Here is a 16,691-nt window from a genome sequence, read left to right as displayed (position 1 = left end):
AAGCCCCTGATTTAGCAGGGGCTTCATTTTTTTAAGAATTATTCATCCTCTTCAGTATCTAAGCCGAACTTTTTTAAACGGTAGCGTAAAGAGCGGAAGGTCATCCCTAATTTCTTAGCGGCTAAGGTCCGATTCCAATGGGTTAAGTTTAGTGCGTTGAGCAGGACTTCTTTCTCAATATTTTCTAAATAACGTTCTAAGCCTTCAGGTGGAAGCTTTTTAGAACTGGTGCTTGGACTGGTTGAATATTGTGCTGGTTCAACATCTTCTTGAGTATAGAGTGATGCTGTTGGCATCGAGATCGGACTGCGCAAAGGTGCGGTCTGTAAGTGTGCGAGGTCAATGCTGTTGTCATCGCTGAGTGTCATTGCGCGTTCGATGATATTACGCAATTCACGGACATTGCCAGGGAAGTATTGCTGTAGCAAGAACTGCTCGGCACGCGTAGATAAGGATTTAGGCGATAAATCCCATTCCTGACTAATTCTCTGGATGAAATGATTGGCCAATAACAGGATATCTTGTCCGCGTTCACGTAAGGGTGGAAGTACGATATCCATCACATGAATACGGAAAAATAAATCTTGTCTAAATCGACCTTGTTGCACCAGTAGTTCAAGGTCTTGATGGCTGGCACTAATCACTCGGAAATCAACATCAATTTCCTGATCCGAACCGACAGGGCGAATTCTCTTTTCTTGTACTGCACGCAGTAATTTAACTTGCATATTCAACGGCAATTCAGCAATTTCATCTAAAAATAAACTACCGCCGTGTGCAGAAAGAATTAAGCCTTGTTTGTCTTGTGTCGCGCCCGTAAAGCTGCCTTTTTTATGCCCAAATAACTCACTCTCCATCAATTCAGTTGGAATCGCACCACAGTTAATGGCGATAAATGGCCCTTCACTACGATTGCTTAAACGATGGACCAGATTTGCAACCACCTCTTTGCCTGTTCCTGATTCACCTGTAATAAACACAGGCGCTTGAGAACGCGCAATTTTCTTTAAAGCGATCCGTAACTGTTGAATTGGCGGCGAGCGCCCGATTAACAGTTTATTTTCTAACGCTGTTTCGGCTGCCTCTTGCTCAGGTTGCGGTCGATTCAAGGCTTTTTGAATCAATTGATCCAAATGCTTTTGATTGACTGGTTTACTGACAAAATCAAATGCACCTGCTTTTAGTGCTGCAATCGCAATGTCCATATTGCCATAAGCTGTAAGTACAGCGATGGGTGTGTTGGGATGGTTCTGAGTGACGTGTTTGACTAAATCTAAACCGTTGCCATCTGGGAGGTTCAAATCTGTTAGACAAGCATCATACTGAAACTCAGTGAAAAACTTTTTTGCTTGCTCAATCCGATAAGCGAGATGTGTCTTGATGCCCATTCGTGCAAGTGTCATTTGCATTAAGAGACACAAGTCCTCTTCATCGTCTACAAGCAAGACGAGTGGTTGTTTAGTTGTCATTCCCCGAAAAACCTAATTTAATCAATTAATTATTGAGCACTCAATCCTGAAGCATGCTCCTTGTTGTCGCTCTACATAAGTGAGCTTTGCATGATTTGCCTCACAAAATGTATGAGACAGATACAATCCTAAACCAGTTCCTTTAATTTCGGTACTAAAAAATGGCTTAAACAGCTGAGAAAGGTCACGTTTTGCAACACCAGTACCAAAATCGATGACATCAATGCGTGTTCGCCCCTCATTGCGCTGAACTTGGACCTCAATATAAGGGGCATCTGAAGCATTATGACGCAATCCATTTCGAATTAAATTAATCAGCACTTGGCGTAATTGTTTGTCATCAAATAGAACTTTGACATCTTCAGGAATATTCAGCTGAATCATGTGTTTGACGTCAGCTAAGTCTTCATTGCATAGACTTTCAAAGAATGTGGTCAGCTCAATCGTTTGAGGTTCTGTTGGTTTGCTACGTGCCATCGCTAAAGTGTCTTGCACGATGCAGTCAATCCGTTTGGCTTGTTTGCTAATCATACGAGATAGCATTTCTTGTTGATGCTCATCGCTGGCTTTGAATAATTCATTGGCTTGTACGATCGCGGCCAAAGGATTGCGAATCTCATGGGCGATGCTGGCCGAGAGTTGACCTAGCGCAGCTAATTTTAATTGTTGTACTTGTTGCGTGAGCTTCTGCGCATCTTTTAATACCAACAACACCAATGCTTGTTCAGGAACGATTAAATGTTTTACCCGAACGTTGACGGTATATAGACTCTGTTGTGACTCAAATGTAAATTCTTCACCATCTTCTAAGTCACTAAATTTAATCAGTTCAAAAAGATCGGGTTGCCACTTAATCAGGGGCGTTTTTTCAGTCGAGACAGGCACGTGGATGCCCAATAAGGCGTTGGCAGCGGGATTGGTCAATACAATATGATTGCTTTCATCGAGCACCAAATAGCCGTCTTCAATTTGTTCCAGAATATAGCGGTTAATATTTTGAAGTTGATGAATTTCAATCGATTGATGAAAGGTCAATGCTTCTAAAATATTAAAACGTTGTACTGCAATACGCCCAATCGCAAACACCACGAAAAACAAAAATGCCAGCAGCAGACTATTGCCTAAATGATTTAAGTTGTTGTAATCAAGAAAGTTACCAATGAAGCGCTGGTAAATCACCATGATCACAGCAAAAAGCGTAATAATTAGGGAAAGTCGGGCATCCAATAAGATCGCAGATGAAAAAATAATAATGACGTAGAGCAAGCTGAGTTGCAGATTGGGGCCACCAGTCGAAAAGGTGATGATACTCAAGCAGACCACATCAATGATGAAGATCAAGATCAGTTGCTTACTGATTTGTGATGGAACCAATCTTAGAAATAAAAGCTGACCGATATTGAGCGTGACATAAGCAATCAGCGTATAGAAATATAAAGACGGGTAAATGTAATTGTTGGCCAGTTGCTCGGCGGTCAATAGGTAAATGAGCAATAAGCTGACGGAAATAATCAGACGATATCCGCTATACCAAGCGCCTAGTTGGTAAATGGTTTGTGACACTGAGGATGCAATTTTTCCCAACATAGGCGATTCACAAGGGTTTTAAGGTTTAATCAGTCCATAACGAATCGCAAGATGGGTGAGTTTGACATCACTATCAATTGTCAGTTTTTCAAAAATACGATAACGATAGGTATTTACGGTCTTCACACTGACAAATAACTTGTCAGCGATTTCTTGGGCGCTAATACAGTTGACCACCATCATCGCCACTTGCATTTCACGTTCAGACAGCGCATCAAAAGGGGATTGCTGCGTATCAGAAAGATAAGAACTGGCCAGTTGCTCAGCGATGTCAGCACTGAAATATTTACCACCCAGCATCACTTTGTTAATCGCACGAACCATTTCTGCAATCGGTGCACCTTTGGTGATATATCCTTTGGCGCCTGCTTTGAGTAAAAGGGAAGGGTAAGGTTCTTCTGCTAGACCACTTACGGCGATAACTTTGGTATCCGGAGCACTTTGTAACAAGCGTCGTGTGGTTTCTACACCACCAATCCCCGGCATGTTTACATCCAGAAGCACAACCTGAGGGTGTTTTTGGCGAACAATAGCGATCGCGTCTTCTCCAGATTCGGCCTGTCCAATGACCTCAACTTCTGGGTGGTCTTCTAACATACGACAAATACCAGTACGTACGAGTTCATGATCATCAACAACGAGAACAGTGATCAAGAAGACCTCCTTTTATTAAAAAATTGGTTTTTTGTTACATAAAGCAAAATTAGCTTGCAATGAAATGACAAAATTAGCAATGCTATTCTTCATTTTAAGAGAATAGTTGTACACAATTGTGTCTATAAAAGCTTTACCCAATATGCTCAAATGTAAGGCATAATGATAGTAAGCGCAAATGTGCAGCATCCTGAGTTGAGTATTGTGTCGTGAAAAATCCTAAAAAATCCGTCATGCATGTTTTAGGCATGTCTATCTTGTTGGCTTGTAGCTCAACAAGTTTTGCTGAGTTAGTTGTCAATAACAATTCAGCGTCTTCGATTGACAATGGTTCAGCTTCATTGAGCTGGTCGGCCAGTGATGTCAATCAATTGATGAATGATGATGAGTCATTGGATATTGGTCCACAAGGCTCTACGTCTGTAACGACGACCTTGCGTAGTGGTGGCTCTGCTACGATTAGCTCGTCAGCAACGCCACAACAAAGCGTTCAGATACGCGATACTTCTGGTTCAATCAGCCAGCCTTCAGTCAATGCACGCGCTGCATTGGTGATGGATGCGCAAACGGGTGAAGTGCTGTATAGCAAAAATACCAACTCAGCTTTGCCAATCGCGTCAATCACCAAAGTCATGACAGCCGTGGTTACTGCTGATGCTCGATTGAACATGTCTGAAGAAATTACTTTACAGAGCATCGATTTTGCTGGCGCAGGCGGGAAGAACTCGAGTTCCACACTACGCGCAGGCGATAGTATGAATCGAGCAGAATTATTACTATTTGCTTTGATGAAATCAGAAAATCCTGCTGCTGCTGCTTTAGCGCGAACTTATCCAGGTGGGCGTAATGCTTTCTATGCAGCGATGAACAGTAAAGCAAAACAATTGGGAATGACAGCGACCCATTATGTCGAGTCAACAGGTTTACATCCAGGCAATGTTTCATCGGCACGTGACTTAGGCATTCTGGTCAGTACAGCATCACAGTACGGCTTGATTCGTCAGTTTTCAACCACACCGACCTATGATTTTAATTTAGGTTATCGTGTACTGAAGTCAAATAATACCAATGCTTTAGTACGTAATGGTGGTTGGAATATTAATTTGTCTAAAACTGGATATATTAATGAAGCGGGACGCTGTGTGGTCATGCACACTACTGTGAATTCACGTCCAGCGGTTGTGGTGTTATTGGGTGCGCCAAGTACGCAAGCACGAAATAGTGATGCAACCAATTTATTGACTTGGTTAAATACTTTGCCAAAACGTGTTTAATTATTATTGAACAAATAAAAAACCAGTTGCATGCAACTGGTTTTTTTATGTCATGAGACGCGATGGTTACATATTAGAAAGAATCGAATCTTTCACTTGATCCATCGTAGCATCAATCGACAACATCACAGCATCAGCGCATTGCTTGATCGCGGTATCAGGATCTTTTAAGCCATTACCTGTCACCGTACAGACAATCACAGAACCTTCAGCAATTTTACCTGCTTTAAGATCACGGATTGCACCACCGATCGATGCTGCTGATGCAGGCTCGACAAAAACACCTTCATACATTGAAAGTAAGCGTTGTGCTTCTAGGATCTCAGCATCCGTTAGTTCATCAAACCAACCTTTAGAATCACGTACTACTGCTTTAGCATGGTTCCAGCTTTGTGGGTTACCAATACGAATCGCAGTCGCAACCGTCTCTGGATTTTCTACTGGTGCGCCACGTAAGAATGGTGCAGCGCCAGCAGCCTGATAACCGACCATCGTTGGCAAGCCTTCTGGTTTTGGTCCAGTAAACTGATCTGTAGCCGCATCATAAATCACTTGTTCAAACTGATCAGCAGGTTGATTTGCAACCGCTTCGGTATAACCCATCCAGTGTGCAGTGATGTTACCCGCATTGCCCACTGGCAAGCAGTGATAGTCAGGTGCACGACCCAAAGCTTCTACGATTTCATAAGCAATGGTTTTTTGACCTTGCAAACGATAAGGATTAATTGAGTTTACAATAGTAACAGGTGCTTGATCCGCAACTTCTTTGACCAGACGCATACCATCATCAAAGTTACCGCGGATTTGCATGGTAATCGCACCGTACATCATTGCCTGAGCCATTTTACCCATGGCAATCTTGCCTTCTGGAATCAAGACAAATGCTTTGATGCCTGCACGCGCTGCATAAGCTGCTGCGGCTGCTGAGGTATTCCCTGTAGATGCACAGATGATCGCTTTAGAGCCTTCTTCAACTGCTTTGGTCACCGCCATCGTCATACCACGGTCTTTAAACGAACCTGTTGGATTCAGACCTTCGTATTTCACGTAGATTTCAACGTTTTTACCAATAATACGTGGAATATTCTCGAGTTTAATGAGCGGTGTATTACCTTCACCTAAAGAAATTGCACGCGTAGTTGCAGATACAGGTAAACGGTCACGATAACGATCTACAAGACCAGTATAACGATTGGCATTCGACATGATGGTGTTCCAATATATAGATATTTTAAATCTTTGTTTTCAAAAGGGACTTGACGATGTGCAAGTCCCCCCTTTGAAAAGGGGGATTTAGGGGGATTTAAAAACCTGATTAACTATCGAGCGATTCTAAACGAATTCTGACGATTTCGCCATGAATTGCAGGTAATGCTTGAATTTGTGCAAGCGCTTCATCCATTTTTGATTCAACAATTGGATCAGTTAAGATCACGATTGGGATCAAATCTTTTAGACGAGATTGTTGCATGATGGCATCAATACTAATACCTGTACGGCTTAAAATCGCGGTGACATCAGCCAGTACGCCTGTCTGATCTTCGGCATTTAGACGGATGTAGTATCCTGTCGTCATTTCTTCACGGCTTAAAATCGGCATGTCGGCTAAGGCTTCAAATGCCAATTGCGGAATGGTCCCCGCACCATCTTCGGTATACGAGATGTCACGAACAATATCAATCACATCAGCTACGACAGCAGAAGCCGTTGGACTTGCACCAGCGCCAGCACCGTAATAAAGCGTTGGACCGACGGCATGCGCTTGTACCAACACTGCATTTTTAACGCCGTTTACATTGGCAATCAACTGTTCAGCAGGGATCAAGGTTGGATGTACACGAAGTTCAATACCATTGGCTGCGCGGCGAGCAATACCTAAATGCTTGATACGGAAACCAAGTTCTTCGGCATATTTCACATCCTGCGCGGTGATTTTGCTGATCCCTTCGGTATACACCTTGTTAAATTGTAATGGGATACCAAAAGCACAAGAGGCTAAAATCGTAAGCTTGTGTGCTGCATCAATTCCTTCAACATCGAAGGTTGGGTCAGCTTCAGCATAACCAAGTTGTTGTGCTTCAGCCAAAACATCTGCAAATGCACGACCTTTTTCGCGCATTTCGGTGAGGATAAAGTTACCTGTACCGTTGATAATCCCTGCGAGCCATTGGATATGGTTGGCAGCAAGACCTTCACGGATCACTTTAATAATCGGAATACCGCCAGCAACGGCTGCTTCATAAGCGATTTGTACCGCGTTATCCTCAGCAGCTTTAAACAGTTCATTGCCATGTTCAGCAAGTAAGGCTTTGTTTGCTGTGACGACTTGCTTGCCATGTTTAATGGCTTCCATAATCAGTTCATAAGCAGGATGAATCCCGCCCATGACTTCCACAACGACATCAACATCAGGTTGACGTACAATTTCCATCAAATCAGCGCTTTGCTGAATCCCTGCGAGTTGTAGATCTGGACGTGGACGGCGGGTGCCTACGTGTGTAATTTGAATTTCTCGACCAGTACGGCGTTTAATTTCAGCAGCATTTTCTTGTAGTAATTTAAGGGCTCCACCACCAACAGTACCAAGACCGAGTATCGCCAGACGAACTGGTTTCACGTCACACTCCATTTTATTCAATCATTTTAATGAAGCTTGATCATAGCTAAAAAAATGCAGCGACACTAGGGCTAAGATCATCTTTAATCTGTCGCCCAAGTCGTTCTTTTGGTGGAGTAGAGAAAAGGCTTATTTGTTTAAGCGTTGAGCGATTTCATCCGCAGTCATATAGCCGCCTAAATACTCACCCTCAACGTTATAAATTGCAGGCGTACCATTCACACCCATATTTAAACCGAGTTGGTATTGGTCGCTTACTGGGTTTTTACACTCGGCTGCTGTAACAGGTAAGCCTTGAATCGCTTGGTCAAATGCAGCTTTACGATCTTTACTACACCAGATGGCTTGCATGGTTGGCATAAATTGATTACCACGCGGCCATGCAATATAACGAATCTCAATGCCTTTTTCGTTTATGGCAGGAATATTTTCATGGAGTCGGTGGCAGTATGGGCAGCTCGAATCGGTAAATACATAAATGATATGTTTGGCTTTACCACCTTTGGCTGGATAAACAATCAGGTCTTCAGTTTTTAATGAAGCCAAGTGTTTTTTGTTCTCAGTGGCTTGCAATGCTTCACTGACATTATGCAATTGCTTGTCGCCTAAGCGAATCACGTCACCTTGAATAATATATTGACCATCGCTGGTGGCATACACAGAACCCATACCTTCAAGATTTACCCAGAATAAGTTGGGAACTTCAGTTTTTTGTATTGAAACGATTTTGGCGTTAATTTTAGCAGTTTTAAAATTCTTTTCTAAAGTCGAGACCAAACGTTGTTGTGCATTACGCTCATTTAACGTGGATGCTTCACCTGTCGCAGGTGTGCTTGCTGTGAGCGTATCTTGTTTTTGTGCTGAATTTTCTTTTGAACAAGCACTGACCAATAAGGTTGAGGCTAATGTACAAGCAAGTACAAGCTGAGATCGAGTAAACACCATAAAGAACCTTTTTTGTACGTTTTCATTTCTATAAGCGGCTAAGCATACCAAAAAAATCAAATGACTTCGTTAAATCTTGCTGACTCTCTGTGAATGAGAATATCTTCTCGTTGATTCCCAGATAAAAAGTCATTTTAGCCGCGCGGATGATGTTTGCTGTGCAGTTCTTGCATACGATGTTGCGCAACATGAGTATAAATCTGTGTGGTAGACAGGTCACTGTGTCCGAGTAGCATTTGGACGACACGTAAATCAGCACCATGATTCAAAAGGTGGGTTGCAAAAGCATGGCGCAAGGTATGCGGTGATAGTTCAGTTTGGATGTTGGCTTGTAGGGCATAGCGTTTAATTGCATACCAAAAATTTTGACGACTCATAATTCCACCATGCTGGGTTAGAAATAGATAATCAGTACTACTCTTATACAGTTGTGGTCGAGATTCTGCTAAATATTTTTCGATCCACTCGCAAGCATATTGTCCAAGTGGTACTAGGCGTTCTTTATTGCCTTTACCGGTAATACGTAAAAAACCTTGTTTTAAATTAATGAGTTCTAAACGCAAATTGAGTAACTCTGAAACCCGCAAACCGCAAGCATATAAAACCTCTAGCATGGCGCGATCACGTAGACCTAAAGCATTGCTAATATCTGGTGCATGAATCAACGCCTCCACATCTTGTTCGGATAGATCCTTTGGCAATGCTCGACCAATCTTCGGCGATTGATGGGTGGCAACAGGATTGTCATCTCTGAGCTTTTGTTCTCTTAGAAACTTATAAAATTGACGTAAAGCGGATAAGCAACGAGCGATAGAGCGGGGGCTTTTACCTGCTTTGGTCAATGCAATCAATACATCTGCAATATCATCACTCGTCCATTGTGGTAATACGCCATTTTTGTGCAATTCACTACATTGAATCAGATCAGATAAATAAGCATTACGGGTATGTGGACTGACGGTTTGCGCCACTAAATAATCACGGAAACCCTGTAAGAAACCCAAATGTTCGGGAATGGTCACGGCGGCAGGGATACGCGGTTTTTTATTTAACATGGTCGTTCAGATATGCATGATGTGTTGGCACTGTAAAAGAAAACAGAAGGCTTGTCGATTGGAGGTTTATTGTAAATGCCATTGAGATTGCTTTTGGTAATTATTCTCATTTGTCTGTATACTTGGGCAAAAGGTTTTATGGTGAAAAGTGGTGCGTTTATCAGCATTAAAAGTCAAGCAAACAGCGATGATTACCAAAGTAAATCGCTCAGTCGATGAAACGGAACATGCAGATCTTGTGGCAGTTCGTTTAGAGAGTTTAGGCTTTGTGCCAGGTACACAAGTACAAGTGGTGACCAAAGGTATTTTTGGTGGTGACCCCATTCTCATCCAGATCGGTTTTACGCGCTTTGCATTGCGTAAAGCTGAAGCCGATAAAATTGAAATTCAACTTGAAGGAGCACCTGCATGAGTGATGCGTTACGTGTTGCCCTTGTGGGAAATCCAAACTGCGGTAAGACTTCATTATTTAATCATTTAACTGGAACACGCCAAAAAGTTGCCAACTATGCGGGTGTAACGGTTGAGCGTAAGGTCGGTCACTTTCAATTGCCTTCTGGTCGAAGTGTGCGTGTGCTGGATTTGCCAGGCACCTATAGCTTACAAGCAACCAGTCCAGATGAAGAAATCACCCGTGATGTTTGCCAAGGTAAAATTGCAGAAGAAGGGCAACAAGATGCCTTTTTGTGTGTCGTAGATGCAACCAACTTGAAATTGCACTTGGGCTTGGTCTTGGAAATGATTGAGCTTGGTCGGCCGATACTGGTTGTATTGAACATGATGGATGAGGCGCGTCGTCGCGGTATCCAGATTAATACACAGAAGCTCTCACAGCGCCTAGGCGTACCTGTGGTCGAAACGGTTGCTGTTCGTAGTGCGGGTATCGAGAATTTGCGTCACGCTTTGGATCAAGAAAAGTATGCGATCCCGCAAACTGAGTTAAGTGGTTTGACAGGTGAGCATCATCAGAAAATCGAGGTGATTTTCAAAGATGTGGTGAGTTTCGTTGATCAGGAAGATAAACGTACTGATTTTCTCGATAAAATATTTTTGCATCCAGTCTTAGGTCTACTTAGTCTTGCCGTGATGATGTTTATCGTGTTCCAAGCGGTTTTTGCTTGGGCCGCCCCTTTTATGGATGGCATCGAGGACTTTTTTGCTTGGCTCGGTGAGATGTTGGGCGAATCGATTGCGAATCCTTTACTGAATAGCTTAGTGGTTGATGGGATTATCGCTGGGGCAGGTAGTGTGGTGGTGTTCTTGCCACAAATTTTAATTTTATTCTTCTTTATTTTGGTATTAGAAGAATCAGGTTATTTACCGCGCGCAGCGTTTTTACTTGATAAGTTAATGTTTAAAGCCGGTTTGAGTGGGCGTGCGTTTATTCCGTTATTGTCTAGCTTTGCTTGCGCAATTCCCGGAATTATGGCGACGCGGAGTATTAGCGACCATCGGGATCGTTTTACCACGATTATGGTTGCGCCGTTGATGACCTGTTCCGCGCGTTTACCTGTTTATGCACTGTTAATTGCTGCATTTATTCCAAGTCAAACTGTGTTGGGAATCTTTAATCTGCAAGGTTTGGTGCTGTTCGGCTTATATATGGCGGGTATTGTTAGCGCGTTGTGTGTTGCCTTTGTGACCAAGTTTTTACAAAAGGATAAATCACAGCATGCATTGTTACTCGAATTACCAAGTTACCGTATTCCCGATATCAGAAGTGTGGCAATTGGTTTATTGGATCGAGGTAAAATCTTCTTAAAACGCGTTGGTGGAATCATTTTCGCTTTATCGATTTTACTTTGGTTTCTGTGTACTTTCCCTCAAGCACCTGAAGATGCAACCCGCGCTGCGATTGATTATAGTTTTGCAGGGATGTTGGGTCATTTGATGGAGCCTATTTTTGCACCACTCGGTTTTAATTGGCAAATTTGTATTGCTTTGATTCCAGCAATGGCTGCACGTGAAGTGGTGGTTGCTGCATTGGGTACGGTTTATGCACTGTCTGGCGCTGATGATGATGCAATTGCAGAGGGCTTGGCGAGCTTAATTAGTGCGGATGGTTCAGGCTGGTCATTGGCAACTGGATTGTCTTTATTGGTGTGGTTTATTTATGCGCCACATTGTCTCGCGACTTTGGCAACAGTACGTCGTGAAACAGGTTCTTGGAAACATGTGGCCATCATGACAGCTTATCTGTTTGGATTGGCTTATTTGATGTCCTTCTTCACTTACCAAATTGCATCCAGCATTTGGGGGTGATTGTAATCTTCCCTTGCGCTGCGATAACCGCAGCGCAGCCCTTTTTTAAGGGGTGGGATCATTGGAGAGCGGCTTATGTTTGAGTACTTAATTGTTGCTGCACTGGTACTATGGAGTACCGTTATTGTTTTTAAAAAGGTATTTCCTAAAACAGCAGCTTCAGTATTTTTAGCTTTGTCGAACGTCTGTCAACGTTTTGGGTGGCAGCGTTTAGCAACATGGCTGAAACCTAAAATGGTTGCGGGTTGTGGTGGCGGTTGTGGTTGTGCTACCGATGACAAAGAGACGAAAAAGTCCGAGCCAGTACAAACCGTAAAATGGCGTTAAGAAATATAATGATTGCTCATGTTTGAGAATGTGGGCAATTTTTAGGATTGCTGACCTCATATCAGGATGCTGTGCATCACCCTCTACTTTTACGCACTGACACAAAAAAGACTGAATAAAACCAAAACTGAAAAAGCATTTAAAACAGTAAAGTGCTAACATTTTTGCCATTCCGTGATCCGTAATAAATGGGGCAAAAATGTTAATACAACGTGGTGGATTAAAAGTTGTGGCTGGCTTGGGTATTTCAGGCGTGTCAGCAGTAAACTTTCTACATGAACAAGGCTACCAAGTTGCAGTAACGGACTCCCGAACAACGCCCCCAGGACACGATCAAATTCCTGAAAATGTTCGAACAAGTTTCGGAAAATTAGATACCGATCTTTTGCTTCAAGCCGAAGAAATTATTTTAAGTCCTGGTCTTGCGCCACAATTACCCGAGCTTCAACAAGCGATTGCCCAAGGCATCCCCGTGGTAAGTGATATTCAACTGCTTCGTCGCGCGACTGAAGTCCCAATCGTTGCGATTACGGGATCAAATGCAAAAAGCACAGTGACCACTCTCATCGGTATGATGGCCGCTGATGCAGGTAAAAAAGTCGCTGTAGGCGGTAATCTTGGACGTCCAGCGCTTGATTTACTCAAAGATCAACCTGAATTGATTGTGTTGGAACTTTCCAGTTTCCAACTTGAAACCACCTCGAATCTCAATGCTGAAGTCGCGGTGTTGCTCAATATGAGTGAAGATCATTTAGATCGTCATGGTGATATGTTGGGTTACCACAAAGCCAAGCATCGTATTTTCCAAGGTGTAAAAAAGGTGGTGTATAACCGCGATGATAGTTTGAGTCGTCCTTTAGTTCCTGATGTAACGCCAATGCAAAATTTTGGGTTGAATGCACCTGATTTGAATCAATATGGGGTGCTTCGAGAGGCCGATGGGGGCATGTGGTTGGCACGTGGGCGTGAGCGCTTAATCAAAAGTTCAGAACTTTATATTCAGGGCATGCACAATATCGCCAATGCCTTGGCTTGTTTGGCACTTGGTGAGGCCATTGGCTTAGCAACGTCATCGATGCTTGAAACACTGAAAAGCTTTAAAGGTTTAGAGCATCGCTGTGAATACGTTGAAACGATCGATGGTGTGCGTTATTACAATGATTCTAAAGGGACCAATGTCGGTGCAACACTGGCTGCTATCGACGGTCTAGGTGCTGCTATTGAAGCCCAAAAAGGTAAACTGGCATTGATCATGGGTGGTCAAGGCAAGGGGCAAGATTTCAAACCGCTACGTAATGCAATACAAAAATACGTAAAGAAAGTGATACTGATCGGTGAAGATGCGGCAATGATTGAACAAGCGTTACAAGGTACGACGGCCATCCAACATGTCAGTAACTTAAAAGAAGCGGTAGAGCTTGCTCAGAAAGTCACTCAGGCGGAAGATGTTGTATTACTTTCTCCTGCATGCGCTAGCTTTGATATGTTTAAAAGCTACAATGACCGTGGACATCAATTCGTGGCATGTGTACATGCCTTGAATGAAAATAAAAACTAGGAACAACATTATGGCTGATTTAGCCCAAAATACGGCACAAAAAATTTCGCAATTATTGAGTCGTCTGCCAAAACTTCCAGCAGAAATGACGGCACGTAATCTACTCATTTTCTGTGTTATTTCTTTATTGTGTTTCGGTTCGGTGATGGTGGCATCTGCATCAATGCCTTATGCTGAATATATACATGAGAACCCATTTTACTTTTTGATTCGTCATGGTATTTCGATTTGTGTGGCTGGTGTGGTGGCTTTTCTGACCTATCGAATTTCTATGAATCTGTGGTTCAAAAATGCATTTCTATTGTGGCTCATCACCATGGCTTTATTACTGGCAGTATTGCTGGTTGGTACTGAAGTAAATGGTGCACATCGATGGATTAAGGTCGGCAGTTTTACCTTGCAGCCAACAGAAATTGCCAAAATTGTGATGGCTATTTTTACTGCTGATTATGTGGTGCGCCGTGCCAAAGAGGTTCGAACGCATTGGAAGGGATTGTTACGTTTAAGTGGTGTGATGGCTTTAACGGTTGGCTTCATCGTAGCGGAACCCGATCTCGGTGCAACGGTCGTGATCGTGTTGATGATGGTTGGTGTGTTCTTCTTAGCTGGTGCACCTGCGACACAATTCTTGATCATGTTGGGTGCGATTTTAGCAGGCATTAGTGCGCTGATTATTTTTGAGCCATTCCGTTTTCAACGTTTACTTTCCTTTACCAATCCGTGGGCAGATCCATTGGGTGTGGGTTATCAGCTATCTAACGCGCTGATGGCATTTGGGCGTGGCGAGTGGTTTGGAACGGGTTTAGGTCATAGTGTACAAAAGCTTTCCTATCTTCCTGAAGCGCATACTGACTTTATGTTGGCTGTGCTTGGTGAGGAGTTTGGTTTTGTTGGGGTGACCTTGGTCATGATCCTGTCTTTTACCATGTTGGCGTGTTGTATCAAAATCGGACATCGTGCTTTGCAGCATAATTACTTGCGTGCTGGCTATTTGGCCTATGGGATTAGTATTATTTTCTTGCTACAAATCTTGGTAAATGCGGGCATGAATATGGGCTTGATGCCGACCAAAGGTCTAACACTGCCATTTATTAGTTATGGTGGTACTTCGTTGATGATGTGTGCGGCAATGATTAGTTTGATTCTAAAAATTGATGCATCCACACAAGAGCTAAATCCTGTCAAAGAAGAATCAAATTTCTAGTTGATATCTAAAAAGTCAAAAAGCCCTAAGCCATTGAATGTAATCGCTCAGGGCTTTTTTTTAATGGCTATTGATAGATTCCAGTCAAATTATTGCCATTTGGAATCAAATTTACATCCCACTGTTGAACGGCTTGTTGCAGCATGATGCGTGGTTGGTCAAGATCAACAGCAGGCTGACCGAGTGCTAAAATGGCATGTTGTAATAATTCGGGGGCTTTAGATATGTCCAAGGCTTGCGCTAGATTTTGTTTCGAGAGTTTCTGTCCTTGTTCATTCATGGCAAGAGGAAGATGCATATAACTTAATAATGGATAATCTAGTAGTGAGCCGAGCCAGATTTGGCGAGCTGTGTTATCCAGTAAGTCTGCGCCTCGTACCACGTGCGTGATGCCTTGTAGATAATCATCGACCACTACAGCCAGTTGATAACTCACAATGCCATCACGACGTTTTAGGACAAAATCACCGAGTTCATCCTGTAGGTTTGAGCATTGTAGTCCTTGTAGACGATCTTCAAAGCAGATGAGATGGTCGGCGACTTTTAGGCGGATCGCTTGTTGAGTAAAATCTAAATTTAAATCACGGCATGTTCCTGCATAAATGTGATTTGAACCGAGCATTTTACGGGTACATTGACAAGCATAGATGGCTTGAGATGATTTTAATTGTTCAAGTACCTGTTCATAAATATCTAAACGATCTTTTTGAAAAATGATCTCGTGATCGGGCTCAAATTGAAAAGCTTCTATACAGGCAAGAATATGTGTTTCGCTATTCGGATAAATGCGTGGGATATCGGTATCTTCAATCCGGACCAACCATTCGCCTTGATGAGCTTTGGCATCGCAATAACTGGCAACCGCAGTGAGTAAAGACCCAAAATGCAATGGACCTGTAGGCGAGGGGGCAAAGCGACCGATGTATGAGCAGCGATTAAGCAAAGCATCGCTTTGCCGCTGCGCAAGAGAAAAACTATGTTTTTCTGGCAGGCGATTAAGCAAATTTGGAAGTAGGTTAAGCAAACGATTGCTTTGCCGCTGAGCAAGAGCCGAGCTGTGCTCGGCTGGAGCATTCTCAACAGTCACAATTACCCGTTATTTTGCTTTTCTTTGATTTCAGCCAAAGTTTTGCAATCAATACACTGAGTCGCAGTCGGGCGTGCTTCTAAGCGACGTAAGCCGATTTCGATACCACAAGTTTCACAGAAACCATAATCACCCGCTTGAATCGCTTCAAGTGATTGTTCGATTTTACGAATGAGTTTACGTTCACGGTCACGTGTACGCAGTTCAATCGCAAATTCTTCTTCTTGGGTCGCGCGGTCATTCACATCAGGCAGTGCAGATGACTCGTCTTGCATGGTGTTCAAGGTGCGATCAACTTCTGACATCAACTCAGCTTTCCACGCATTTAAGATCAGGCGGAAATGCTCCAGTTGTCCATCAGACATGTATTCTTCGTTTTTCTTTGGCTGATAAGGTGCGATACCAAATAAGCTGGCAGTCGTTCCACCTTCTGAAGCTTTAGGTTTGGTTTTTCGCACACGTTTTACAGGCGCTTTTTGCTCGTCAATCACTTCAGTTTGTTCATCCAAGACTTGATTTTGGTTGTCATTCGCCATATAGGGCATTCCTCATCTTACACGTACTATCTATACGCAAAAAATATGGTGATATGCAAGTGTTTTTATAGAAACTGTTGATGGTTTTTCCCATCAGGGGTCGTCATCATATAGAT

15 protein-coding genes are annotated in these 16,691 nt (G+C 42.9%); 6 read left to right on the top strand and 9 right to left on the bottom strand.

The features are described 5' to 3' along the window. Positions 1 to 38 precede the first annotated feature (38 nt). Genes MMO38_RS11925 through MMO38_RS11915 form a run of 3 tightly spaced genes read right to left on the bottom strand, consistent with a single transcriptional unit; the run spans position 39 to position 3,710 of the window. Positions 39 to 1,469, bottom strand: coding sequence for a sigma-54 dependent transcriptional regulator (locus MMO38_RS11925; protein WP_241323668.1), 1,431 nt, complete (start codon positions 1,467 to 1,469; stop codon positions 39 to 41). A gap of 21 nt (positions 1,470 to 1,490) precedes the next feature. Further along, positions 1,491 to 3,056: an ATP-binding protein gene (locus MMO38_RS11920; RefSeq protein WP_241323667.1), complete on the bottom strand. Its 1,566-nt coding sequence runs from the start codon at positions 3,054 to 3,056 to the stop codon at positions 1,491 to 1,493. Positions 3,057 to 3,074: 18 nt separating this feature from the next. Continuing rightward, the gene (locus tag MMO38_RS11915) at positions 3,075 to 3,710 is read right to left on the bottom strand and encodes a response regulator (protein ID WP_241323666.1); all 636 of its coding nucleotides are present in this window, start codon (positions 3,708 to 3,710) and stop codon (positions 3,075 to 3,077) included. 209 nt (positions 3,711 to 3,919) lie between these two features. On the opposite strand from MMO38_RS11915, the gene pbpG reads away from it, so the two are divergent. After that, on the top strand, positions 3,920 to 4,984 hold the full coding sequence (gene pbpG / locus MMO38_RS11910) for a D-alanyl-D-alanine endopeptidase PBP7/8 (RefSeq protein ID WP_004668215.1): 1,065 nt from the start codon (positions 3,920 to 3,922) through the stop codon (positions 4,982 to 4,984). A 66-nt stretch (positions 4,985 to 5,050) separates the two neighbouring features. Here the strand turns inward: pbpG and thrC are convergent, their stop codons facing one another. From thrC to xerD, 4 genes are all read right to left on the bottom strand, one after another. Then, complete coding sequence (gene thrC, locus MMO38_RS11905; RefSeq protein WP_004668218.1) at positions 5,051 to 6,190, bottom strand: threonine synthase; 1,140 nt, start codon at positions 6,188 to 6,190, stop codon at positions 5,051 to 5,053. Positions 6,191 to 6,299: 109 nt separating this feature from the next. Continuing rightward, entirely contained in the window at positions 6,300 to 7,601 is a 1,302-nt protein-coding gene (locus MMO38_RS11900) for a homoserine dehydrogenase (RefSeq protein ID WP_004668219.1), read from the bottom strand. Positions 7,602 to 7,730: 129 nt separating this feature from the next. Then, entirely contained in the window at positions 7,731 to 8,546 is an 816-nt protein-coding gene (locus MMO38_RS11895; protein WP_241323665.1) for a DsbC family protein, read from the bottom strand. 134 nt (positions 8,547 to 8,680) lie between these two features. Beyond that, positions 8,681 to 9,601: a site-specific tyrosine recombinase XerD gene (xerD, locus tag MMO38_RS11890; RefSeq protein ID WP_241323664.1), complete on the bottom strand. Its 921-nt coding sequence runs from the start codon at positions 9,599 to 9,601 to the stop codon at positions 8,681 to 8,683. A gap of 151 nt (positions 9,602 to 9,752) precedes the next feature. Between xerD and MMO38_RS11885 the strand changes: the two genes are divergently transcribed. The 5 genes from MMO38_RS11885 (at position 9,753) to ftsW (ending at position 14,952) form a co-directional block, all read left to right on the top strand. Beyond that, a complete protein-coding gene (locus tag MMO38_RS11885) occupies positions 9,753 to 10,013 on the top strand; it encodes a FeoA family protein (protein ID WP_034594829.1) in 261 nt (86 codons plus the stop codon). Continuing rightward, entirely contained in the window at positions 10,010 to 11,863 is a 1,854-nt protein-coding gene (locus tag MMO38_RS11880; protein WP_241323663.1) for a ferrous iron transporter B, read from the top strand. Before MMO38_RS11885 ends, MMO38_RS11880 begins: the two co-directional genes overlap by 4 nt. Before the next feature lie 75 nt (positions 11,864 to 11,938). Next, on the top strand, positions 11,939 to 12,190 hold the full coding sequence (locus MMO38_RS11875; protein ID WP_241323662.1) for a DUF6587 family protein: 252 nt from the start codon (positions 11,939 to 11,941) through the stop codon (positions 12,188 to 12,190). Positions 12,191 to 12,389: 199 nt separating this feature from the next. Beyond that, a complete protein-coding gene (gene murD, locus MMO38_RS11870) occupies positions 12,390 to 13,748 on the top strand; it encodes a UDP-N-acetylmuramoyl-L-alanine--D-glutamate ligase (protein WP_241323661.1) in 1,359 nt (452 codons plus the stop codon). 10 nt (positions 13,749 to 13,758) lie between these two features. Continuing rightward, entirely contained in the window at positions 13,759 to 14,952 is a 1,194-nt protein-coding gene (gene ftsW / locus MMO38_RS11865; protein ID WP_005194692.1) for a putative lipid II flippase FtsW, read from the top strand. Between the two features lie 67 nt (positions 14,953 to 15,019). On the opposite strand, the gene gluQRS is transcribed toward ftsW, so the two are convergent. Together gluQRS and dksA are read right to left on the bottom strand one after the other, a co-directional pair. Further along, positions 15,020 to 16,039, bottom strand: coding sequence for a tRNA glutamyl-Q(34) synthetase GluQRS (gene gluQRS / locus MMO38_RS11860; protein ID WP_241323660.1), 1,020 nt, complete (start codon positions 16,037 to 16,039; stop codon positions 15,020 to 15,022). A 2-nt stretch (positions 16,040 to 16,041) separates the two neighbouring features. Further along, positions 16,042 to 16,575 (bottom strand): RNA polymerase-binding protein DksA, encoded by a 534-nt coding sequence (gene dksA / locus MMO38_RS11855; RefSeq protein WP_004668232.1) that lies wholly within the window; start codon positions 16,573 to 16,575, stop codon positions 16,042 to 16,044. Positions 16,576 to 16,691 lie beyond the last annotated feature (116 nt).

This window comes from Acinetobacter sp. NIPH 1852 (genome assembly GCF_022549455.1).
Taxonomy (GTDB): Bacteria; Pseudomonadota; Gammaproteobacteria; order Pseudomonadales; family Moraxellaceae; genus Acinetobacter.
The sequence above is the reverse complement of the archived record's forward strand: the minus strand, read 5'-3'. Positions and strand labels throughout refer to the sequence as shown.

Bases quoted from the DNA above. Each gene is read 5' to 3' on its own strand.
- ftsW (WP_005194692.1), top strand. From the start codon at position 13,759: ATGGCTGATTTAGCCCAAAATACGGCACAAAAAATTTCGCAATTATTG.
- MMO38_RS11920 (WP_241323667.1), bottom strand. From the start codon at position 3,056: ATGTTGGGAAAAATTGCATCCTCAGTGTCACAAACCATTTACCAACTA.
- MMO38_RS11925 (WP_241323668.1), bottom strand. From the start codon at position 1,469: ATGACAACTAAACAACCACTCGTCTTGCTTGTAGACGATGAAGAGGAC.
- dksA (WP_004668232.1), bottom strand. From the start codon at position 16,575: ATGGCGAATGACAACCAAAATCAAGTCTTGGATGAACAAACTGAAGTG.
- thrC (WP_004668218.1), bottom strand. From the start codon at position 6,190: ATGTCGAATGCCAATCGTTATACTGGTCTTGTAGATCGTTATCGTGAC.
- MMO38_RS11875 (WP_241323662.1), top strand. From the start codon at position 11,939: ATGTTTGAGTACTTAATTGTTGCTGCACTGGTACTATGGAGTACCGTT.
- MMO38_RS11895 (WP_241323665.1), bottom strand. From the start codon at position 8,546: ATGGTGTTTACTCGATCTCAGCTTGTACTTGCTTGTACATTAGCCTCA.
- murD (WP_241323661.1), top strand. From the start codon at position 12,390: ATGTTAATACAACGTGGTGGATTAAAAGTTGTGGCTGGCTTGGGTATT.
- xerD (WP_241323664.1), bottom strand. From the start codon at position 9,601: ATGTTAAATAAAAAACCGCGTATCCCTGCCGCCGTGACCATTCCCGAA.
- MMO38_RS11880 (WP_241323663.1), top strand. From the start codon at position 10,010: ATGAGTGATGCGTTACGTGTTGCCCTTGTGGGAAATCCAAACTGCGGT.